18 protein-coding genes are annotated in these 22,602 nt (G+C 59.4%); 14 read left to right on the top strand and 4 right to left on the bottom strand.

The annotated features are described in order from the left end of the window. Window positions 1–63 precede the first annotated feature (63 nt). The 3 genes from cysC (at window position 64) to F0M18_RS05595 (ending at window position 2,901) form a co-directional block, all read left to right on the top strand. A complete protein-coding gene (gene cysC / locus F0M18_RS05605; protein ID WP_149610424.1) occupies window positions 64–681 on the top strand; it encodes an adenylyl-sulfate kinase in 618 nt (205 codons plus the stop codon). A gap of 12 nt (window positions 682–693) precedes the next feature. Continuing rightward, on the top strand, window positions 694–1,881 hold the full coding sequence (gene sat, locus F0M18_RS05600; RefSeq protein WP_149610423.1) for a sulfate adenylyltransferase: 1,188 nt from the start codon (window positions 694–696) through the stop codon (window positions 1,879–1,881). Between the two features lie 63 nt (window positions 1,882–1,944). Beyond that, window positions 1,945–2,901, top strand: coding sequence for a DHH family phosphoesterase (locus F0M18_RS05595; protein WP_149610422.1), 957 nt, complete (start codon window positions 1,945–1,947; stop codon window positions 2,899–2,901). 29 nt (window positions 2,902–2,930) lie between these two features. On the opposite strand, the gene F0M18_RS05590 is transcribed toward F0M18_RS05595, so the two are convergent. Then, window positions 2,931–5,261 (bottom strand): putative bifunctional diguanylate cyclase/phosphodiesterase, encoded by a 2,331-nt coding sequence (locus tag F0M18_RS05590; RefSeq protein WP_149610421.1) that lies wholly within the window; start codon window positions 5,259–5,261, stop codon window positions 2,931–2,933. A gap of 330 nt (window positions 5,262–5,591) precedes the next feature. Between F0M18_RS05590 and F0M18_RS05585 the strand changes: the two genes are divergently transcribed. Next, complete coding sequence (locus tag F0M18_RS05585) at window positions 5,592–7,316, top strand: SLC13 family permease (protein WP_149610420.1); 1,725 nt, start codon at window positions 5,592–5,594, stop codon at window positions 7,314–7,316. On the opposite strand, the gene F0M18_RS05580 is transcribed toward F0M18_RS05585, so the two are convergent. Beyond that, window positions 7,313–8,164, bottom strand: a complete 852-nt coding sequence (locus F0M18_RS05580) for an alpha/beta hydrolase family protein (protein ID WP_149610419.1) — start codon at window positions 8,162–8,164, stop codon at window positions 7,313–7,315. The two genes, F0M18_RS05585 and F0M18_RS05580, sit on opposite strands and share 4 nt — an antisense overlap. Window positions 8,165–8,310: 146 nt before the next feature. Here F0M18_RS05580 and F0M18_RS05575 point away from each other — a divergent pair, with 146 nt between their 5' ends. The 3 genes from F0M18_RS05575 to F0M18_RS05565 are packed head-to-tail and all read left to right on the top strand — an operon-like array spanning window position 8,311 to window position 10,967. Further along, window positions 8,311–8,952, top strand: a complete 642-nt coding sequence (locus F0M18_RS05575; protein ID WP_149610418.1) for a nuclear transport factor 2 family protein — start codon at window positions 8,311–8,313, stop codon at window positions 8,950–8,952. Window positions 8,953–8,955: 3 nt separating this feature from the next. Then, window positions 8,956–10,017, top strand: a complete 1,062-nt coding sequence (locus tag F0M18_RS05570) for an alkene reductase (RefSeq protein WP_149610417.1) — start codon at window positions 8,956–8,958, stop codon at window positions 10,015–10,017. A gap of 23 nt (window positions 10,018–10,040) precedes the next feature. Continuing rightward, a complete protein-coding gene (locus F0M18_RS05565; RefSeq protein ID WP_149610416.1) occupies window positions 10,041–10,967 on the top strand; it encodes an NAD-dependent epimerase/dehydratase family protein in 927 nt (308 codons plus the stop codon). Window positions 10,968–10,996: 29 nt separating this feature from the next. Here the strand turns inward: F0M18_RS05565 and F0M18_RS05560 are convergent, their stop codons facing one another. Beyond that, the gene (locus F0M18_RS05560) at window positions 10,997–11,755 is read right to left on the bottom strand and encodes an SDR family NAD(P)-dependent oxidoreductase (RefSeq protein ID WP_149610415.1); all 759 of its coding nucleotides are present in this window, start codon (window positions 11,753–11,755) and stop codon (window positions 10,997–10,999) included. A 15-nt stretch (window positions 11,756–11,770) separates the two neighbouring features. Next, a complete protein-coding gene (locus tag F0M18_RS05555) occupies window positions 11,771–12,274 on the bottom strand; it encodes a hypothetical protein (protein ID WP_149610414.1) in 504 nt (167 codons plus the stop codon). Window positions 12,275–12,380: 106 nt separating this feature from the next. Between F0M18_RS05555 and F0M18_RS05550 the strand changes: the two genes are divergently transcribed. The 7 genes from F0M18_RS05550 (at window position 12,381) to F0M18_RS05520 (ending at window position 22,589) form a co-directional block, all read left to right on the top strand. Further along, the gene (locus F0M18_RS05550; RefSeq protein WP_149610413.1) at window positions 12,381–13,466 is read left to right on the top strand and encodes an AraC family transcriptional regulator; all 1,086 of its coding nucleotides are present in this window, start codon (window positions 12,381–12,383) and stop codon (window positions 13,464–13,466) included. Between the two features lie 97 nt (window positions 13,467–13,563). After that, on the top strand, window positions 13,564–14,316 hold the full coding sequence (locus F0M18_RS05545) for an SDR family NAD(P)-dependent oxidoreductase (protein WP_149610412.1): 753 nt from the start codon (window positions 13,564–13,566) through the stop codon (window positions 14,314–14,316). An 8-nt stretch (window positions 14,317–14,324) separates the two neighbouring features. Further along, window positions 14,325–15,335 (top strand): SDR family NAD(P)-dependent oxidoreductase, encoded by a 1,011-nt coding sequence (locus F0M18_RS05540; RefSeq protein WP_149610411.1) that lies wholly within the window; start codon window positions 14,325–14,327, stop codon window positions 15,333–15,335. A 345-nt stretch (window positions 15,336–15,680) separates the two neighbouring features. Then, complete coding sequence (locus F0M18_RS05535) at window positions 15,681–17,576, top strand: DUF1302 domain-containing protein (RefSeq protein ID WP_149610410.1); 1,896 nt, start codon at window positions 15,681–15,683, stop codon at window positions 17,574–17,576. Between the two features lie 55 nt (window positions 17,577–17,631). Beyond that, entirely contained in the window at window positions 17,632–18,993 is a 1,362-nt protein-coding gene (locus F0M18_RS05530) for a DUF1329 domain-containing protein (protein WP_149610409.1), read from the top strand. An 81-nt stretch (window positions 18,994–19,074) separates the two neighbouring features. Further along, window positions 19,075–20,157 carry a WD40/YVTN/BNR-like repeat-containing protein gene (locus tag F0M18_RS05525; protein WP_149610408.1) on the top strand — a complete coding sequence of 361 codons (1,083 nt, stop codon included), beginning with the start codon at window positions 19,075–19,077 and terminating at the stop codon, window positions 20,155–20,157. Window positions 20,158–20,180: 23 nt separating this feature from the next. Continuing rightward, window positions 20,181–22,589, top strand: a complete 2,409-nt coding sequence (locus tag F0M18_RS05520) for an efflux RND transporter permease subunit (protein ID WP_149610407.1) — start codon at window positions 20,181–20,183, stop codon at window positions 22,587–22,589. Window positions 22,590–22,602 lie beyond the last annotated feature (13 nt).

The raw sequence follows: 22,602 nt of genomic DNA, 5'->3' as shown, positions 1-22,602 counted from the left end.
CGGAATGCAGTTGGCCGGTATGCCGGGCGCGCTGTAGCTAGCAATCATAAGAGGACAGTATTCATGGCAGAGCAAAAAGCCACCAACGTACACTGGCACGAGGGAGACATCACCCGTGCGCATCGTGAAAAACTGCTGGGACACCGCGGCGCCACGCTCTGGTTCACCGGCTTGTCCGGCTCCGGCAAGAGCACCGTTGCGGTCGAACTGGAAGGGACACTGCATGAGATGGGTATCCTGTCCTACCGCCTCGATGGCGACAATGTGCGCATGGGTATCAACAAGAACCTGGGCTTTTCCGCCGAGGACCGCACCGAGAACATTCGCCGTATCGGCGAGGTGGCGAAGCTTTTCGTCGATGCCGGGCAGATAGCCCTGTCCAGTTTCATCAGCCCCTACCGTGCCGATCGCGACCAGGTTCGCCAGTTGCATGAAGATGCCGGCATGGATTTCATCGAGATTTTCGTCGACTGCTCGCTCGAGGCAGCCGAGGCACGTGACCCGAAAGGTCTGTACAAGAAAGCCCGTGCTGGCGAGATCAAGAATTTCACCGGTATTGATGATCCCTACGAGGCGCCTGCAAACCCTGAAATTCACCTGCATTCCGACAAGCAGTCGCTGCAGGAAGAGGTCGAACAGATTCTGGCTGTGCTGCGAGAGCGCGGCATCGTCAACAAGTAACAGGAGATAATAATGATCAAGCCCCATGGGTCAGACGAACTCAATCCGCTGTTTGTGTATGACAGTGACCGGCGCCACGCACTTGTAGCGGAAGCGGAAAACCTGCCGGCGCTGTTGCTCAATTCAGCCGCCGCCGCCAATGCCGTGATGCTCGGTGGTGGTTACTTCAACCCCCTGGCAGGCTATATGAACCTGGCAGACGCCATGTCAGTGGCCGAGAACATGCACACTGCTTCGGGCCTGTTTTTCCCGGTGCCCGTGGTAAACCTGACCGATGAAAGCGGCGTTGAAGCAGGTTCCCGGATTGCGCTGCGAGACCCCAATGTCGAGGGTCACCCGGTGCTGGCCATCATGGACGTGGAATCCGTGGAGAGCGTGTCCGACGAACAGATCGATTTCATGGCTGAGAAGATTTTCCGTACCCTCGACCCGGAACATCCCGGCGTGGCCACATTCAAGTCACTGGGCAGGACCATGCTGTCGGGCCCTATCCAGGTGCTGAATTTTTCCTATTTCCAGACTGACTTCCCCGATACCTTCCGCACCGCGGTGGAAATTCGCAACGAGATTGCCGAGCGCGGCTGGGACAAGGTTGTGGCCTTCCAGACGCGCAACCCGATGCACCGCGCCCACGAGGAACTCTGCCGCATGGCCATGGATGACCTCGGCGCAGATGGAATCCTGGTGCACATGCTGTTGGGCAAACTGAAGCCGGGTGATATTCCCGCCGATGTGCGCGACGCCGCCATCCGCAAGATGGTAGAGGTGTATTTCCCACCCAATACCGTGATGGTGACCGGGTATGGCTTCGACATGCTGTACGCCGGCCCGCGCGAAGCCGTCCTGCATGCCGTGTTCCGCCAGAACTGCGGCTGCTCACACCTTATCGTCGGGCGTGACCACGCCGGTGTCGGTGATTATTACGGCGGCTTCGACGCGCAGACTATCTTTGACGAAGAAGTGCCGGACGACGCCCTGGAGCTGGAAATCTACAAGGCCGATCACACTGCCTACAGCAAGAAGCTCAACAAGGTGGTGATGATGCGCGACGCGCCCGACCATGAGAAAGAGGATTTCGTGCTGCTGTCCGGTACCGCTGTGCGGGAAATGCTGGGCAAGGGCATTGCGCCGCCGCCTGAGTTTTCACGGCCTGAAGTCGCCAAAATCCTCTCCGACTACTACCAGTCTCTGGATAGCTAGGCACCTGCACAAGCCCGCTGACGCCGCCGGCATGGTGGCGTCGGCTTCCTCACGGGAGAAACCATGGATTACGATCTGTTCAACGGTGATGCCGACGGCATCTGTGCACTGCTGCAACTGCGCCTGGCTGAGCCCCGGGATGCCAAACTGGTTACCGGAGTCAAGCGCGACATCAACCTGATGAAGCGTGTACAGGCGGAGCCCGGGGATCGCATTACGGTTCTCGATGTTTCGATGGACAAGAACAAGGCCGATCTGGAGCAGGCGTTAAACAACGATGCACAGGTGTTTTACGTGGACCACCACTACCCCGGTGATATCCCGGAGCACCCCGGCCTGACCAGCCTTATCAATGAGGCGCCCGATGTCTGCACCGCAGTGCTGGTTAACGGTCACCTTGATGGCGCCCATGCGCAGTGGGCCGTTGCCGGTGCCTTCGGCGATAACCTCAAGGACACGGCACGCAAGTTGGGTAAAACCCTGGCGCTGGCAGAGGCTGACCTCACGGCGCTGGAGCGCCTGGGTATCTGTATCAATTACAACGGTTACGGACCGTCCATCGAGGACCTGCACTTCGACCCCGAGGAGCTCTATCGCAAACTCTACGAAGCGGGTTCACCCCTGGCATTCGTGCATGAATCCGCTGATTTCCAGCGCCTCAGCCTTGGCTATGATGAGGACATGGCCGCCGCAGAAGCGCTGCAGCCAACCCATGTGAATGACTCGGTTGCCGTATTCATGTTGCCTGACGAGGCCTGGGCGCGCCGCGTCAGCGGCGTTTTCAGTAACGACCTGGCCACAGGGAACCCGCAACGGGCCCACGCGGTACTGACGCAAAAAGCCAATGGCAATTACCTGGTGAGTGTGCGCGCGCCACTCAGCAACAAGCAGGGTGCGGCAGAGTTGTGCATGCAGTTCCCCACGGGTGGGGGCAGGGCGGCCGCGGCTGGCATCAATGACCTGCCGGTCGACAGCCTGGACGGGTTTGTCAGTGCCATCAATGCAGCCTACGGTGCCTAGGCGACCTTCTGCCGGGGGCGTCAGCCAAGCTAGTCGGCCGCTGCCGCAGCAAGGCTTTGCAGCTGGTCTACGAAATGCCAGGGCGACAGCATGGGTTTGAGCGCTTCCGCCGAGACCGGCTTGCTGAACAGGTAACCCTGTATCAGGCTGGCGCCGTGGGCGGTAAGAAAGTGGAACTGCGACTCTGTCTCCACGCCCGTGGCCAGCACTCGCAACCCCAGGCTGTGCGCCATCGCGATGATCGCCACCACCAGGTTGGCGCCGGTCTTTGAACGCCCCGCCTCGAGCAGGAAGCTGCGATCGATTTTCAATTCGTCCAGGGGGTACTGGCTCAGGTAGTTCAGCGGTGAGTAGCCGGTGCCGAAATCGTCCACGGATAAATAAATACCGCTTTCCTTCAGGCTGCGCAGGGCACTGACGGTTTCCGGCGCATTGCTGCTCATGACCGCTTCGGTCAGACCCAGTTCCAGCTGCCCGGGGTCGATCCCGGTTTCATCAATGGTGGCGCGCACACTGTCGACAAAGGCAGGGGAAAATTGCTCGGCGGAGATGTTGATCGCGACTTTGCCCAGTTTGACGCCTTCGCGATTGAATTCGCTGACCTGCCGACAGGCCTTGCGCAGCACCCAGTCGCCCAGCTCATTCATCATGCCCGCGTCCTCGGCAAGACTGACAAAGCGGCCGGGGGGAATGTCGCCAAGCTGCGGGTGTGTCCAGCGCAGCAGCGCCTCTGCGCCCACTACTGATCCGGAATTGGTGTCTACCTGCGGCTGGTAATGCAGGCTCAGGCCGTCCTCCTGCAGGGCCTGGCGAAGGTCCGATTCCAGGCGCAGGCGCTCTGCTCCCTGTTGCCCCATGTTACTGCGGTAGACAGCGAAGCGTTCGTCGCTGCCGCTGCGAGCGGCGTGATGCCGGGCAGTGCTCGCCGCTTTGAGCAGGCTCTCGACATCCTTGCCGTCCGTGGGGGCAATGGCAATCCCCATGGTGGGCTGCAGCGATAGCCGGTGTCCGTCGACCTCCAGCGGCTGGGTCAGGCTGGCGATCAGTCGCCGGGCGACAATGGTCGCCGATTCAGGCGCATCCAGCTGGTTCAGAATAACCGTGAATTCATCGCCCCCGAGTCGCGCTACATCAATGCCGGTGCCACTATGAGTGAAAAAGCCGATGCTGTCACTGTCACGCACGGCGCTGGCCAGTCGTGTACCCACCTCAACCAGCATCTGGTCACCGGCACTGATACCCAGTGAATCGTTGACGCGCTTGAAATCGTCCACGTCGATGAACAGCAGCGCCAGCGTATGCCCGTGTCGCTGGTTTAATTTCAGCAACAACTCGAGCTGCTCGGTAAACAGGCGGCGGTTGGGCAGGTTGGTGAGACTGTCATAGTTGGCCAGGTGCTGCAGTTGGTCGCGGGTCTCGTTCGCTTCCTCGACTGCGCGGCTCAGTGCCGCATCGCGTTGCGTGAGCTGTGAGCTGCGTTCCTGTACCTTCAGGCTCAGCAGTCGCCTGTCGGTCTCCATGACTTTCTGTGAGTCCTTGATGCCTTCTATCACGCTGTTGAACAGTCGGGCAATGTCCTGCAACTCACCACTGCCGTCAACCTGGATGGGGTCGCTGATCTCACCGGCGGCCACGGCGTCGGCCATACCGGCCAGTTCGCGCAGCGGGCGGGTGATTTTTTGTGTCAGGAACCAGGTGGCCAGGGCGCACACCAGGGCCAGCCCCGAATAAAGCAGCAGTACCACTGCGCCGGCTCTCACTGCAGGTGCGTTCAGTACCCCGGGGTCAGCGAGCACATGGATATAACCGGCGATGCGCTGGCTGTCATTGCCGCTGCCGCTGACCAGGGCACTGGCGAAATCAGCGGCGCTCAGGCCCGCTGCTCCGGTATTGGCTTCTGTCAGCACCGGCAGGCTCAGGTAGAGGGGAGCATCAGCATTGAGCAGGGTGCGCAGCAGGCTGACTGGCTCGCGCGCGCCGCTGTCGCTGTCGAAAAACAGTACACCGCTGTCGAGACTGAGCAGGTCGCGACGCACCACGGGAAATGGCGCTGGCTGGAATGTCCTCGACCCGGGGCGCTTGACGGTGGTGATCAGTTCGCCCAGTCCGTCGAAGGCCTGCGCTGTGGTGACAGGCCCTGACTCCAGGAAGGGTTGCAGCGATCGCTGCAGTGACTCGCCGTCAGCCTTGTAGATAAAAAACTGCAGCCCAGGATTGCCGGTCAAACGCGCCTGCGTGCGCAGGGTGAGATCGGCCAGGCCGGCGGCGAATTCCCGCTGTGCGGCAAACACGGCAGCCAATACGCCGATCAGCAGCACCACGCCGGCCAGCAGGACGCTGAATCGAGCAGCGATACTCAAGGCGTCCGCCCCCGGTCACACAGCGCGTTTAGGGCGATGATGGATGTCATATTATTGAGTCCCACAATCACCAGCACGAGATTCCTGGGTTCACGTCATTGTTCTGCCGGGCGTCCTCGTTGCTTGCCCTGGCTTGCTTATGTCACTGAAACTAGCATGACACCTCGCGCAGGGACAATGTAAAACCGGCATTTTCAGCGCTTTTCATCACTGTATTGTGAACGTCCTGGCAGTCCGGCCGGGGCCTCGCCGCGGTGCGAGCGAGCCTATTCATAGCGCGCGCAACACAGTATGCTTACCCCAGAAAAAAACAGGGGCGTCGTACATTAAATGATCGATCAGTTGTTGATCGTCGGGCTGTTCACCGGGCTGGTCGCCAGCTTGGTTTTTACAGACTGGCCTGCTGTCTGGGTGTTCACCTGCACCATGCTGGCAGCGTATTTTATCGGCCTTGTAGATACCGCCGACGTACTGTCGAAGGCATCCAATAGCGGTCTGATTACGCTGGTGCTCTTGTTACTGGTGTCTGTCGGTCTGGAGAAACTGTCCTGGCTGACACACCTCTCTGGCAAGCTCATCACGCCGAGTTACACGGCCAGCCTCCTGCGCCTCGGGACGGTGACCGCGTTTTTTTCCGCTTTCGTTAATAACACGGCAGTGGTCGCTACACTGGCGCACACCGTGCGCAGCAACAAACACCATCCAGCGTCGCGCCTGCTGATACCACTCTCCTATGCCGCCATCCTCGGCGGTACCATGACCCTGATCGGCACCTCAACCAACCTTATCGTCAGCAGTTTCCTGGAGGATGCGACGGGTACCGGGCTGGCGTTCTTCGATTTTCTCCTCATCGGCGGCCTGGCCACGGTGCTGGGCCTGGTGATGCTGTTGCTCAGTGCACGCCTGCTCCCGGCACGCGACGACGAGAAAATGGATATCAATGAGTACCTCATTGAGGCCGAGGTCACTGCGGAGTCAGCGCTGGTGGGGAAGAGCATTCTCAGCAACGGCTTGCGCGACATGGAGGACCTGTTCCTGGTTGAGCTCGTGCGGGGCGAACACCTGATCAGTCCGGTGGGACCCTACGAGTACATCGAGGCCGGGGATAAACTGATTTTTTCCGGTGATATCAACCAGGTCGCGGTGCTGGAGTCTATCGATGGCCTGAAACTGTTCGCGGTGGAAGAGGGCCTGTTGCGCGAAAATATGATGGAAGTGATTGTCATGCCCAACGCATCCATTGAGGGCAAGACGATCAAGGATAGCGGTTTTCGCTCCCTGTTTGATGCCGCGGTGGTGGGTATGCGTCGGGGTGGTAAGCGACTCTCCGGCAAGTTAGGCAACATTACCATACAGGCCGGCGACAACATGATGCTGGCGGTCGGGCCGGACTTCAACGAGCGCAAGAACCTGGGCAAGAATTTCGTGGTTGTCGACGACTCGGTAGGCGGTATCAAGACCACGCCGTTCCAGAATTATTTCACCACCGGTGCACTGGTGACCGTGATTGCGCTGGCGACCACCGGCGTCGTGCCGCTGATCAAGGGCATGGCGTTTTTGCTGGTGTCGATGCTCATCCTGGGCGTGGTGCGAGGTTCGGAATTGCGCCGCCGGTTTCCCTTTGAGCTGTGGTTGATCATTACCTCGGCACTGACTCTCTCGCAGGCCCTGGGCAACACCGGGGTAGTCGAACTGATGGCGGATTTCCTGCACGATCACCTCGCTGCACTGGGGCCCTGGGCTGCGCTTGCGGGGATCTATCTCGGCACCTTGATGCTGACCGAGATGATGACCAATAACGCGGCAGCGGCGCTGGCGTTCCCCATCGCTTTCGGTCTGGCCGAGAGTTACGGACTCTCCCCCATGCCTTTCGTTATGGCGGTGGCTTACGGTGCCAGCGCCAGTTTCCTCACGCCTTATGGTTATACCACCAATCTCATGGTGCAGAACCTGGGGGGTTACGGGCTGAATGATTATTTCCGCGCGGGACTGCCATTGTCGCTGGTGTACTCCGCGGTTGTACTGCTGCTGATTCCCAGGGTATTTCCTTTCTAACTGCGCGGGAACTGCGTATCAAGCCAGGCGCCGATGGCTGCAGCGGCACCATCGGGTTGTTTTGCCCAGCCGGTATGGCCGAGATACGTTCCCTGCTCGCGCTCACCCAGTTCCACGCGCATGACCGTGGCCCCGGTGAAAGGGGACAGGGCGCGTGCGACCGCCGCGGGTGTGCTGAAATCGTCCCGTTCAAAACTCACTGACAAAACCGGGCCGTCGAATGCGGCCACCGCTGCTGCGAGATCGTGCTTATCCTCGTAGTCAAAATCCCCGCTCAGCGCCCATTGCCGCCATTGCGACATGAGGCGAGCCGATTCCCTGTCGCCAAAACCGATGAGATGACCGGGGTAATATCCGGGAAGCAGGCCGAAAAGCGGAATCAGGGCGCAAAGTAGGCGCAGTGTTCGGCGTTGCCTGTCAGCGTAATCACCCAGGTACGGGAATGCGCAGGCCAGGTGGATAACACCGTCTACCTGGTGCGGTTGCATACCCGCATAGATTGTAGACAGGTGGCCGCCAAGGCTGTGGCCGCCGAGCAATCGCGGTGCTGTTGGTACCTGCTGCTTTATCCACTCCATAACCGCGGGAATGTCCAGGTACAGGAACTCGTCAAAGCCGAAGCGAACGCCATACCCGGGCTTGACCTTGCTCAGGCCGTGCCCGCGTTGTTCCATGATCGCAGTGGCGCAGCCCTGTGCTGCCAGCGCGCTGGCGAGTTGCCGGTACAGTCGCGCCTGTATGCCCAGGGCCGGCAACAGCAGGAGCGTGACACGCGGCTGCTGCTCCGGCATGGTCCAATAGATCGGTACATCGCAGTCGTCAGCGGCCTTTATGTAGAGGGTTTCCATGATCACTTTATAGCACAGGCGATGGCGGTCGGGCCTGTCAGCGTGCTGACCGTTAAAGCCGATCAATTTGAACCGTGGTGTTGTTGACCAGGTGGTGGCGGCAACCCTAAGCTGCCGATACGAACTTTTCCTGAAGGAGTGTCTTTATGCCGGAGACAGATTTGCTGGCGCGCATTGATCGACTCGAATCGCTTGATGAGATCCGGCAATTGCCGGCGAAGTACGCGCTGTCCCTGGATATGCGTGATCTCGATGCGCACGTGAATCTGTTTGCCCATGATATCCGGGTAAGCCGGGACAAGGTTGGCCGGGCGTGCCTGAAACGCTGGCTCGACGACACCCTGCGCCTGCAGTTCACCGGCACCTCGCATCACATTGGCAACCACATTATCGAATTCGATGATCCGGACCACGCCCACGGCGTGGTGTACAGCAAGAACGAGCACGAGACCCCGCGTAGTGACGGTGGCACTGAATGGGTCATCATGCAGATGCTGTACTGGGATAACTACGAGCGCATCGACGGGCGCTGGTATTTTCGGCGCAGGCTGCCCTGCTACTGGTATGCGACGGATATCAACAAACCGCCGGTCGGTGACAACAAGATGCGCTGGCCGGACAGGGAGCCCTACGCCGGCGCATATCATGACCTGTGGCCGTCCTGGCAGGCATTCTGGGACTCTCCCCCCGATACCGACGAACCCGAAGTGGCGCCACCGGCGCCACTGGAAACTTTTTTAACCACCATGCGCCGCGATGCCGGCGAGCCCAGAATCAAGGTGCGCTGAACGATGACTACTGATCTGTTTACTCCCCTCGAACTCGGTCGATTACAGCTGCGTAATCGCATCGTAATGGCACCCATGACCCGCAGTCGCGCCGACGAGGCCGGCCTGCCCAATGCGCTGATGCAGGAATATTATCGCCAGCGTGCCGGTGCCGGCATGATTATCTCCGAGGGCATTGCGCCCAGTGCCGCGGGACTGGGCTATTGTCGCACTCCGGGGCTGTATAACGCAGAGCAGGTTGCGGGATGGCGGCGGATAACCGATGCCGTGCACGCCGAGGGCGGTACCATGGTTGCGCAGATCATGCACGTTGGCCGTGTCTCCAGCCACTACAACAAGCCGGCGGGAGCCGGCACCGTGGCGCCGTCGGCGATTACGGCAAAGGGTGAGATCTACACCGATGCTGCGGGCATGCAGCCCATGGACGCGCCGCGTGCACTGGCCATCGAGGAAATAGCCGAGGTGGTTGAGGAGTACCGGCAGGCGACTATCAATGCCTATGCGGCGGGTTTCGACGGGGTCGAGCTGCACTGTACCAGTGGCTATCTCCCCGCCCAGTTCCTTTCCACAGGCACCAACCACCGGGATGACCAGTACGGCGGTTCTGTCGCCAACCGCTGCCGTTTTGTACTGGAGGTGTTGCAGGCCATGATTGGCGTGGATGGTCCCGGCAGGGTAGGCATGCGTATCTGCCCCGATAATCCATTCAACGATCTGTCGGATGCTGACCCGGGGGAGACGTTTGAGACCCTGCTCAGGGCTGCGCGCGCAATGGATCCGGCCTACCTGCACGTGATCCGCATGCCCGGGGGGCGAGTGGATAACCTGGGACTGTGCAGGGCGCATTTCGGTGAACGCCTGATTGGTAATGATAGTTATACCTATGCAGAGGCGGAAGCGGCGCTGGCCAATGGAGAATTGACGGCTGTTTCATTTGGTCGTTACTTTATAGCCAACCCCGATCTGCCACAGCGCTGGCGTCTCGGTAAACAGCTGGCGGACTTCGACCCCAAAACACTTTATACGCAGGGGGAGGAGGGCTACACCAGCTATCCGGCGGCCTGAGTCCGCCTCGCAAGGAGATAGTCATGCCCGTAACACCCGTCGACGTCAAAGGCAGCAAGATGCTGATCACCGGCCCCACCGGCCAGGTGGCACTCCCCGTGGTAGAGCATTTTGCCCGCATTGCCGATGTGTATGCACTGGCCCGTTTCAGCAAGCAGGAAGATCGCGATCAGATCGAGGCGATGGGCGCTACGGTCATTGCAGCGGACCTCGCCAGGCCGGAGACGCTGGCGGCAATTCCGGACGATATTGACTACGTGCTGAACTTTGCCGTCGTCAAGAGCGGTGATTTCGAGTACGACCTTGCCGCCAATGGCGAAGGCGTCGGCAATCTGATGATGCGCTGTGCCAGTGCCAGGGCCTTTGTGCACTTTTCCTCGACCGCAGTCTACGAGTATGCCGGGCAGGAACCGCGCAAGGAAAATGCGCCACTGGGCGACAACCACCGCATTATGTTTCCCACCTACAGCATCTCCAAGATTGCGGCGGAGACTGTGTGCCGCTTTGTCGCCCATCAGCAGAACATCCCTACCACCATAGCGCGCCTCAGCGTGCCCTACGGCGACAACGGCGGCTGGATGTATTTTCACATGCTGATGATGCAGCAGGGCGCGCCCATAGAAATACACCCCGATGGGCCCAATTACTACAACCCGTTACACGCCGATGACTACATCGACAAGATTCCCTACCTGCTGGGCGCGGCGACGCCGGAGGTGACCACCACCAATTTCGGCGGCTCGCAGAAGGTGAGCATCGAGGAATGGTGCGACTATATCAGTGAGTTGACAGGATTCGAGGCAAAATTCAGCGAGAACCCCAAGGCTTTCGGCAGCCTCGCCATCGACACGGAACGCATGCATGAGCTGATCGGCCGCACCAGCGTCGACTGGCATGATGGCGTGCGACGCCAGTTGCAGAACCTGGCGCCGGATGTGTTGAGCAACTGACTGCACGCCGGCAGCAGCCGGCGTGGCGTTTACTTGACGGCGCTGCCGCCGTCCACACTGAGCAGCTGGCCGGTGATAAAAGATGCCCGATCGCTGCACAGGAATACGACTGCCTGGGCTATTTCCTCGGGTTCGCCGAGGCGATTCATCACGGCTGCGCGTTTCAGGCCTTCCGCCACCTTGGGCTGCTCTTCGAAGTAGGCCTCAAGCCCCGGTGTGCGGATCACCCCGGGCGACACCGCATTGATGCGGATTCCCTGGCCGCCATACTCGGCAGCGGAACTCTTGGTCAGCAAATTGACGCCGCCCTTGGCTGCTGCGTAGGCGGTATTGAAGGCCTGCCCGCGCAGGGAGGCGTTGGAGGAAATATTCACAATCGCGCCCCCGCCATTGGCGAGCATGGCGGGGACCTCATACTTCATGCACAACCAGGTGTTGGTCAGGCACATCTCCAGGGTCTGGTCGAAGATTTCCCGGCTGTACTCGTGAATCGGGCCCGAACCCCGGCTCAGAGCAGCACTGTTGCAAGCAATGTCCAGGCGCCCGAAACGTTCGATCACGGTATCGATCATCGCCTTTACCGACGCCTCGTCGCTAACATCACCGTAGGCAAAGCAGGCCTCTCCGCCCTGTTGCTGGATCAGGTTCTCGGTTTCTTCACCGGCCTCGCGATTGAAGTCGGCTACCACTACGCGCGCCCCCTCGGCCGCGAACGCCAGGGCGATAGCGCGGCCGATGCCCTGACCGGCCCCCGTGACCACGCCAACTTTGTTTTCCAGAAGTCCCATGTCGTTTTCCTTGTGTTATGAATTCGTGGGTGTTGCGCGCAGCGCCACCAGTACCATGGGAATCACCAGTACGCCGGCCATGGCGCCTGCCCAGATACCCTTGAACAGAGCGTAGTTGCCGGGCGCCACCTGCTCAACGCCCAGCAGGTAGAAGCCCGACAGCGTAAGCGGTGCCACCAGTAACAGGCCGACAAGCCCGAACAGCAAAGCGCTTTTGCCGGCGCCGGAGGGGAAGCGGTCGGCCAGCGCCTGTATAGAGGAAGAGGGCCCCAGCGCTATTGGCTGTAGCTTGCCTTTGCGCAATTTGCTGCGCTGCAGGGGAATAACAATCAGCGCTACAATCAACGGTAGCAACAACGCGGTAGCGGCGATGTCCATGACAAAGCTGTGCTCTCCCCACCACGCCAGCGCCGGGCCACTGCGCAGCAGCAACCACGCTATGAGCCCGTTGAACACGGCATTGGATATACCACCTACCAGGACCTCGTGGCGCAGGTGATGGTAAGCGGTATTGTTCATGGCGTGGTTCCCGGCTTGTTCAGTCAGCCGTTTATGATAGGCTGATGGCGAGCTTAGTGAAGGGCTCGACCAACCATATTTATAAACATTATCCGCCGCTACCCGCATGAACGAAGTTAACATCGCCGCGAAGAAGTTTCTGCGCCTGCTGGATTACCTGCAACACCTGGGGCTGGATGCGGATGGCATCGCCGACAGGGCAGGGCTCAGCGCCCGGCGGCTGGCCGCGCTGGCACCGGATGATCCGCTCTCTGGCCGGCAATATTCCGCCCTGTACAAGGAAGCGGTGCAGGAAATGCAAACGCTCAAACAGCCGCTGCCCTGGGCTGCCGGCGTGGGCAGCGAAGCGTTCGCGTTGATGTGCCACTGCATGATTGGCGAGCGCACCCTGGGTGATGCCCTGGCGATTGCAGCGCGCTATGAAAAAATGCTGTACCCGATGATCGGTCACCGGGTCGAACTGGAGGCCGACGCAGATGTGGCCTCTCTCGCCTACCATATCAAGTTTACCGAGCGGGGCGCGGCGCTGGCGCCCGAGCACTGGGACAGGGCAGATTTCCAGGACACCGTGGCTAAGGCGTCGGGTTTGCTGGTGTGGCACTCGCTCTGTGGCTGGCTCGTCGGTGAGTCCCTGGATATCTCCAGTGTGGAAGTCTCCGCCCCCTACCTCAACGATGCCTACCGCGACCGCCTGGCGGCGAGCTTCCGCTGCCCGGTCGCGTTCGACGCAACCCACAATCGTTTCCGTTTTCCGGCGGCACAGCTAGAGCGGCGCGTGGTGCATACCACGGAGTCCCTGCGCGAGTTCCTGGACAATACGATTTACCAGTTGATCCTCATTGAGCGAGAGCCCACCAGTACCAGTGCAGCGATCAAGTCGCTGATCAGCATAGACCTGCCCACCGGTTTGCCCTCGTTTACCGAGGTGGCGCGACAACTGCACATGTCTGAATCCAGCCTGCGCCGGCGCCTGCAGCACGAGGAGACCACCTACCAACAGTTAAAGGACGAGGTTCGCTGCCAGGTGGCAATTGATAAGCTGCTGCACGAAAATTCCAAGGTTGCCGAGTTGTCTGATTTCCTCGGCTTTACCGAGCCCAGTTCCTTTGTGCGCTCGTTCAAGAACTGGACCGGGGAGACGCCGCGTAGCTACCGCGACAAGATTCTGGCGCTGCGAAACCAGGACGGCTGAACGCAAATGTCAGCAGAAAAGGCCAGCCGGGTTTACCCGGCTATCGAATGCTCGGGTGATACTGGCCGGCAAGTCTTAAACAGAAAGGTGTACGGCTATGATGCTTAAAGACAAGGTGGCACTGGTAACGGGCGCCGGGCAGGGTGTAGGGCAGGGCATTGCCCTGGCATTGGCTGCAGAGGGCGCCCGGGTTGCGGTGACCGGGCGCACGCTGGAGAAGTTGCAGGCTACCTGTGAACTGATCCGGCAGCGCGGCGGTGATGCGCTGCCGGTGCAATGCGAGGTCAAATCGCTGGATTCGCTGAGTGCGTGTGTGGACTCAGTCCTGCAGCATTACGGCGGCCTGCAGATACTGGTCAACAACGCACAGGAAGTGCCCCTGGGTACCTTGCACGAGGTCAGTGACGAGGCGTTTACAGCCGGTTTTGAATCCGGCCCCCTGGCCACCATGCGCATGATGAAACTCTGCTACCCGCACCTGAAGGGCGACGGCTGCATCATCAATCTCGCCAGTGCCGCAGGCAAGCGCTGGGATATGAGTGGCTATGGCGCCTATGCCGCCACCAAGGAAGCGATTCGCTCGCTCACCCGTGCCGCTGCCTGCGAGTGGGGAGGCGAGGGCATCCGCACTAACGTGATCATGCCCCATGCAACGTCGCCCGGGCTGAAGTGGTGGATCGAAAACCAACCAGAGGAAGCCGAGGCATTCATCGCCACGATTCCCCAGCGCCGAGTCGGTGACTGCGAACAGGATATCGGTCGCTTTGTGGCCTTGCTGTGTAGCGAGGGTTCGGGTTATGTGAATGGGCAGACCATTGCCCTGGATGGCGGACAGGCCCTGGTGGGGTAGGGAAGAGTATGAAACGGGTCATGGTGACAGGCGGAACCGGGTTTATCGGCTATCACACGGTGCAGGCCCTGCTTGCTGCCGGGCTTGAGGTCAGCCTGCTGGTACGCAGCGAGGAAAAGCTGAACAAGGTTTACGGTGAAGGCGTAATCCGTCACTTCACCTGTGGCGATATTGCCGACCCGGATTCAGTGCAGCGCGCAATGCAGGGCTGTGACGCCGTCATCCATGTCGCCGCTTTGGTATCCACCCGTGCAGCCGACGCCGAGCGCGTGTATCGCATCAACCTTGAAGGTACCCGCAATGTGCTCGGCGGCGCCGTCGACGCCGGCGTAGGCCGGGTGGTGCATGTCTCCAGCGTCACCGCGCTTTATGACCCGAAAGCAGAGATACTCACTGAAGAGAGCCCGCCGTCGCCCGATGCGCGTGGCTACGGCCGTTCCAAGGTGGCCTGCGAAAAGTACGCGCGGGCCCTGCAGGACCAGGGGGCTCCGGTGACGATTGTCTACCCGGCCTCGGTGTTGGGTCCCGATGCGCCGGAACTCACCGAGCCGCACGTCGGCCTGCAGACCTACCTCGGCCAGTTTGTGCCGCAGATGACGTCGGGTAACCAGTATGTGGACGCCCGGGACATCGCTCGCGCGCATTTGCAGATATTGCGGGAGGATACCGGCAGCCAGCGCTACATACTGGGAGGGCACTATATTCCCTGGCGCGAACTGGGCCCCATTTTGCGCAAACTGACCGGACGGCGCATTCTCGAAGTCCCCCTGAACGGCGCCGCGATGCGCTTTGCCGGTGGCCTGGCCGAGCGTGTCGCGCCGCTGCTGAAGCTCGACCTGCCGCTGACCCGGGAGGGCCTGACCTATGCCACGCGCTGGGTGCAGATGGATAATTCACGCATCATCTCACGCTTTGGTTTCGAGTTTATGCCGGTGGAGCAATCGCTGGCGGACTCGATCAACTGGCTTTACCGCGCCGGTTATATTTCGGCCAGGCAGGCGGGAAAGCTCGCTTACTAGTCCGGCGCAGCACAAATATTCCTGTCGCGACTTTCGATCTTGTGAAAAATGGCCTAAACTCACAAAAGCATGTCCCGAACGAATACGTGGCATCCTATCGACTGATGTAATATCGTGGGCTGTGCATTCGCGTTCCGTGGCGACCATACAACATATAAAGGTTGTCCAGGGGAGAAAGCTTTCGCCGACACAGGCGACAGACTTTGCGCGGCATGATTGCTGGCAACTGCCAGTGTTAGCACCCGGTACCCGACGGGCACCGTTGGCCAATGTAAAACAATACCAATACAGGGGGCATACCCCTTGAAGACAAAACGCACTACAACACTCGCAGAGGGAAGCACTATGAAGAAGAAGCTGCTAGCCGTGTCGGTTCTCGCCGCCATCAGCACGCAAGCTAATGCGTTTCAATTTGACACGTCGCCAGACTGGGAAGTTCGCTGGGACAACACCGTTAAACTCAACATCGCCTCCCGCGTCGAAGCACAGGATGACGATGTGGTGACCGCCCAGCGCGGGGCCGCATTCTTTCTCGCTGACGATGCCGACCTCTCGGTAGACCGCAGCGGTGGCGGCCTGATCAGTACCCGCATCGACGTACTCTCCGAGTTCGATGTGATCTGGAAGCAGGATTTCGGCTTCCGCATCAGTGCCTCCGGCTGGTACGACCACGCCTACAAGGATTCGGATCACCCCGGTGACCGTATCTATACCTGGGCCTCGCCCAGCGTGGACCCGGGCGAGTACACCGACGCTGCAGATGACCTGCATTACTTCGGCGGTGAAATCCTCGACGCGTTTGTCTTCGGTAACTGGACCATTGGTGATACCTCTCTGGGTGTGCGCGCCGGTCGCCACACCATCTACTGGGGTAACAGCCTGCTGGCTACCGGTGCGATAGCCGGTGTAGGTGGCGCCATGGCGCCGCTGGACTTCTCCAAGGCGCTGTCTGTTCCCGGTTCAGAAGCCAAGGAACTGTTCATGCCCACGGCGAAGATCTCCGCCGTGTTCCAGCCCAGCGACAACCTGACCCTGAACGCCTTCTACAATTTCGAGCACCGGCGTTATCGCCTGCCCGAAACCGGCACCTACTTCAGCCCGGCCGAAGGCCTGACCGAAGACACTGAATTCATCACCTTGCCGCCCGGTTCGCCCGATGCGCCTTTCCGCACTGGTATTAGTGGAAACAAAGACAAGCACGACAGTGGTGATTGGGGTTTTAACCTGCAGTACTGGGTTGATGCCTGGTCCCTGGAAACCAGCTTTATCTATATGAATTACGTGGATAAAAACCTGCACGGCCTGCACGCCGGTTTTGACACCGGTCAGCTGGCGGCCGTTCAGGCACAAGCGGGCAACCCGCTCGCCGGTGTATTGCTGGGGGCCTGGAACGCAGGTTGTGCCGCGGGCGCACTGGAGCCCTGTCCGCCCAATGATCCCATTGTTAACCCGGGCGATGGCACCATCATCTACGGCCAGGGCGGCTGGTTGTTCAAGGATGATATCGACCTCTACGCCATCTCCCTTGCCAAGGAAATCGGCGGCATCAGTGTCGGTGCCGACATTGTCTACCGGGTAGATACTGGACTAGCACCAGATCTTGCAATTGGATTGCAACGCTTTTACGGGGCTCCGGAGGCTTTCCAAGATACTGTTGAAGGCGCTTTAGGACTTTTCCCAATACAAGGTAACTATGATGACTACGATTCCGACAATTACTTAGGCCCCGTGGGTGACGTTCTTTCTGTAGTTGTTAATGGCGTGGGCTTGTTACAAAGCGGCCGTTTCTGGGATGGTGGTTCCTATATTGTCGAAGCGACATTTCAGATGCTTACAGATTGCGGAACTAACTGTAACACCAAACAGTTCGACAAGAATGGAGAGTTAACTAAAGAGTGGGCCCGTGGCGAAAGACCTCTAGAGGACTATCGCGTTTACGAAGACCGCGTTGTATCAACAATAGCAGCGGTATTCCGCCCGACCTGGTACCAGGTCCGCCCGGGCTGGGATTTGACCCTGCCGATGGCCGTGTCCTACACCATCGATGGCGAGAAGAGCCCCTTCACCTTTGGCGGCGACGAGGAACGCGGCAGCGGCAGTATCGGAGCTGAGTTGTCCATCGACCAGACCTGGACAGTCACGGCGCGGTACAACGCGTACTTCGGTCCGGTCAACGCCGGCATCGGCGGTCTGCTGAAGGATCGGGACAATGTCTCCCTGACGGTCAAGCGAACCTTCTAGGAATGGTCTAGTCTACTGGAATAACGATACCAAGATCGTATAAGAGGAAATAACTATGATGTACAAGAAAACCCTCGCTGCCCTCTGTCTCGGCAGCCTTGTTGCCGGCAGTGCCCTGGCCGCGATTTCCCCCGAGGAAGCAGCGCGCCTGGGGCAGGACCTGACGCCCATGGGCGCCGAGGCCGCCGGTAACGCCGACGGCAGCATCCCCGCGTGGAATGCCAGCGGCACCCCCATACCGGCCAACTTCGTGGCCGGTTCCGATAATTACGTCGATCCCTATGCGGGCGAGAAGCCCCTTTACACGATCGATGTGAACAACTACAAGGACTATGCCGACGTACTGACCGAAGGCTCCAAGGCCATTTTCGAAAAGATGGGTGCAGACGGTTTCAAGATGCATGTCTACCCCACCAAGCGTGACTTCGTGGTGCCCGACTGGATTTACGCGAACACCATGAAGAACGCCACCGGTGCTACCCTGGAAGACGGTGGCCAGCGTGTTGCCAATGCCTTGCCCGGCGTGCCTTTCCCGCTACCGCAAAACGGCCTCGAGGTGCTGTGGAATCACCTCACGCGCTACCTCACCGACCACACCATTACCTATGACACGTACTATGTCAGCTCCAATGGTAAGCCCATTCTTTCTACTACCGGCTACATGACCAATGTCCTGCCGATGTACAAGGAACAGGACCAGGTGATAGGCGACATTCCCTGGGTAAAACTGCGTATCAACTACAAGGCACCGGCTCGCCGCGCGGGTGAAATCCTGCTGGTACACGAGCCCGGCGCGGACTTCACCGCCGGTAAGGGCCGTAAAGCCTGGCAGTACCTGACCGGCCAGCGTCGCGTGCGCCTTGCACCCGCCGTGTCATTCGATACGCCCAACCCCGGTGTTGCCGGTACCTCTACTTACGATGACTCCTTCATCTTCAACGGCTCGCCTGAGCGTTTTGACTGGAAACTGGTCGGCAAGAAGGAAATGATTATTCCCTATTCCTGCTATGACTTCGTCTTCCACCAGGACGTCAAGGACACCCTGGGTGAGAAGTTCATCAACCCGGATGTGATTCGCTGGGAGAAGCACCGCGTGTGGATTGTTGAGGCGAACCTGAAAGAGGGTAGCCGTCACCTGTACAGCAAGCGTCGTTTCTACATCGACGAGGACAGCTGGCAGGGGCTCGCGGCCGAGAACTATGACGGCCAGGGCAACATGTGGCGCGTGCAGTACGCCTACGGCGCGAACCTGTACGACATCAAGTCCAACTACCACTTCGCGTACGGCGCCTATGACCTGATCCAGGGCCTCTACAACATCAACACCAAGCCCGCTCCCGGTGGGTTCAAGAATGGCGTTGCAGAGGATGATCGCTGGTTCACGCCCAAAGGCATGGCACGTAGCGGTGTTCGCTAAGTGAGTCTGGAACCGGGGGCGCTGTGTTAACGGCGCCCCTTTTTTTGTTTCAAACAACGGATAACAACGGGAAACAGCCCCATGGGAATAAGAAGAGCGCTGATCGGAGTCTGTCTCGCCGCCGCACTGATGCCGGCCTCGGCAAGCCTGTACGCGAAAACCTATGACGTACTCGAACTGCCCGCGGTGCCAAGCGAGCTCGCTGCAAAGTCGCTGATTTTCAGCATCAGTAAGTTTTACGACACCTGGTACGCAACCGGCCACCACGGTCATATCCTGTACTCGACAGATGGCGAGAACTGGTCACAGGCCGAAGTACCCGTGCGTAGCAGTCTCCTCGACATTTACTTCGCGTCACCCCAGCTCGGCTGGGCGGTGGGCCATGAGGGCGTCATCCTGCACTCCTCCGACGGTGGCAAGACCTGGGTCAAGCAGTACGACGGCCTGCGCTACGGCGAGGAAGGTCGGGCCTACTACAGTAAACTCGCGAAAGAAAATCCCGACAATGAAATGTACCCCTTCCTGGTTGAGGAGATGGACTTCGCCATCTCCCAGGGTGCGGACAAGCCCTTGTTTGCCGTCGATTTTCACGACGAGAGCTACGGGCACGTTCTGGGGGCCTATGGCATGATCCTCAAGACCGAGGATGGGGGCAAGAACTGGGTTCATGTGCTGGAAACCACAGAGAACGATTCGTTCTATCACGTCTTCGACGTGGCCAACCTGGCGGGTAAAAACCGCTTCTTCATGAGCGGTGAAGCCGGGCTGTTCATGATCGGTGACGCCGAGGCCGAGACCGCCACCCTGGTGGAAACGGTGCCCTGGGAAGGTAGTTTCTTCACCGCTTCGGCAACCCCGGACGGCGCGGTGGTGCTGGGTGGCCTGCGCGGCCGTATGTTCCGCAGCGATGACGAGGGCCAGAGCTGGGAGGAGGTCAAGAAGCGTCCAACCAGTTCCATCGTCGATTCAACCCTGCTGGAGAACGGTACCCTGATTTTCGTCGGTATTGCCGGCGAGATTCTCGCCAGCAATGACGACGGCAGGACCTTTGCCATGCTGCCGGTGACCAGTGGCAACCGTATCTATGCGGTAGAGGAGGGGCCGGACGGCAGCCTGCTCGTTGCTGGCCCTGCAGGTATCCAGAAGCTCGGGCTTCCTAAATAAACAAAAATTATCGGAGATAAAACATGGCGCATGCGGAACAGTCAGACCTGCCGGTAATTTCGGATCTGAATGAATTTGACCATAACTCCGGGACTTTCCTGGAGAAGCTGGTGTTCAACCACCGCGCTACAGTCATGGCGCTTTGTGCGCTGGTGACGGTAGTGCTTGGATACTATGCCGTGCAGATCAAGTTGCAGGCAGGCTTCGAAAAGACCCTGCCCAAGGCACACGAGTACGTGATCAACTACCAGGCCAACCGGAACGAGTTGAAGGGGCTGGGAAATAATCTACGGGTGGTGGTAGCCGTGAAAGACGGCACCATATTCACCAAGGAAAACCTGAAGTTCTTCGAGGAGGTAAACGACGAGATCTTCTTCATCCCCGGCGTTAACCGCAACGGGATGAAGTCGCTGTTTACGCCCAATACACGCTGGCGCGTGGTGACCGAACAGGGCTTCGAGGGCGGGCCGGTGATTCCGGGCGACTTCGACGGATCGGAACGTTCCATCGCCGAGGTCAAGCGCAATATCCTGCGCGCGGGCATTATGGGCGACCTGGTGGCCAACGATGAGAAATCGGCGGCTATCATCATCCCGCTGATGGACCGGCACCCCGAGACCGGGGAGAGACTCGACTACTCCGACCTGGGCAAGAAGCTCGAGGAAATCCGCGACAAATACACCAAGGACAATCCCGATCGTTCGATTCACATTATCGGCTTCGCCAAGCTGATTGCTGATCTCATCGACGGCCTGTTCGCAGTCATGACCTTCTTCGCGGTAGCCGTGGTCATCGCCACTTTGCTGTTGTTCTGGTACACGCGCTGTTTACGCTCTACGGTGATGGTTATCGCTTGTACCTTGATTGCGGTGATGTGGCAGCTGGGTATTCTCTCTATCCTCGGCTATGAACTGGATCCTTTCTCTATCCTGGTGCCGTTCCTGGTATTCGCCATTGGCGTGAGCCACGGCGCGCAGAAACTCAACGGCGTGATGCAGGATATTGGCCGCGGTACGCACCGTTACATTGCGGCCCGCTATACATTCCGCCGGCTGTTCCTCGCCGGCGTGACGGCACTGCTTTCAGATGGCGTGGGCTTTGCGGTACTCATGATCATCCAGATTCAGGTGATCCAGGACCTTGCCATAACCGCCAGTATCGGCGTGGTGGTCCTTATCTTCACCAACCTGATTCTCATTCCTATCGTGCTGTCCTATACCGGTGTAGGCAGGACGAGCGCAGAGCGTGCCTCGCGGCCGCCCAAGAGCATGGAGGAAATGCACTGGTTGTGGCGTTTCCTGCTGGCCTTTACCAAGCCCGGACCGGCTGCGGCAGCGATTGCCACCGGGGTGGTACTGGCCGGGGTCGGCTTATGGGTTGCACAGGATCTGCAAATCGGTGACCTCGATGAGGGTGCTCCTGAGTTACGCGCGAACTCGCGCTATAACAACGATGTGCGTTTCATGATCCAGAACTACTCGGTCAGCACAGACGTGTTCGCGGTCATCGTCAAGACACCGGCGGACGGTTGTATCGACCACGAGAGCCTGAGCCTGGCCAACGAACTGGAATGGCGGCTGCGCCAGGTGAAAGGCGTGGAAGATGTGCGCGGACTGAACGTGCGGACCCGCGAGATCATGATGGGTATCAACGAGGGCTTCCCCAAGTGGCAGTCCCTGTTCCGCAACCAGGATACGGTCAATTACGCGGTCAGCGAACTGGTAACGCTTGAGTATGTCGACCCGGGCTGTTCCATATGGCCAATGCTGATCTACCTGGCGGATCACAAGGCGGCGACGCTGAACCGGGTGGTGGATACGCTCGACCAGTTCAACGTGGACTGGGGCGAGAATCCCAAGGCCGAGTTCCTGGGCGCCGCAGGCAGTTCCGGCTTTGAAGCGGCCACCAACATTGTGGTCAAGAAGGCCAACCGCGAGATGTTGTTCTATGTATACGGCGCGGTGACCCTGCTGTGTCTGTTGACCTTCCGCTCTATCCCCGGCGTAATCTGCGCCGTGCTGCCCCTCATGCTCACCTCGATCTTGTGTGAAGCACTGATGGTGTGGCTGGGTATCGGTGTGAAGGTGGCGACGCTGCCTGTTATCGCGCTCGGTGTGGGTATCGGTGTCGACTATGCGCTATACGTGTTGACGGTGATACTGGCAAAAGAGAAACAGGGAATGCCTCTCACCCAGGCCTACTATGAAACCCTGAACTTTACCGGTCGCGTTGTGGCGCTGATCGGGGTCACGCTGGCCGCAGGTGTAATCACCTGGGTTGCGTCGCCGATCAAGTTCCAGGCCGATATGGGTATCCTGCTGACCTTCATGTTTATCTGGAATATGTTCGGTGCGCTGATACTGATGCCCGCACTGGCCTGCTTCCTGATCAAGCCGAAAAAGCCGGCAACCCAGGATGCCACCGCGGCATAGTCGCCCCGGTAGC

Source organism: Pseudohalioglobus sediminis (genome assembly GCF_008370495.1).
Classification (GTDB): domain Bacteria; phylum Pseudomonadota; class Gammaproteobacteria; order Pseudomonadales; family Halieaceae; genus Halioglobus.
The sequence above is the reverse complement of the archived record's forward strand: the minus strand, read 5'-3'. Positions and strand labels throughout refer to the sequence as shown.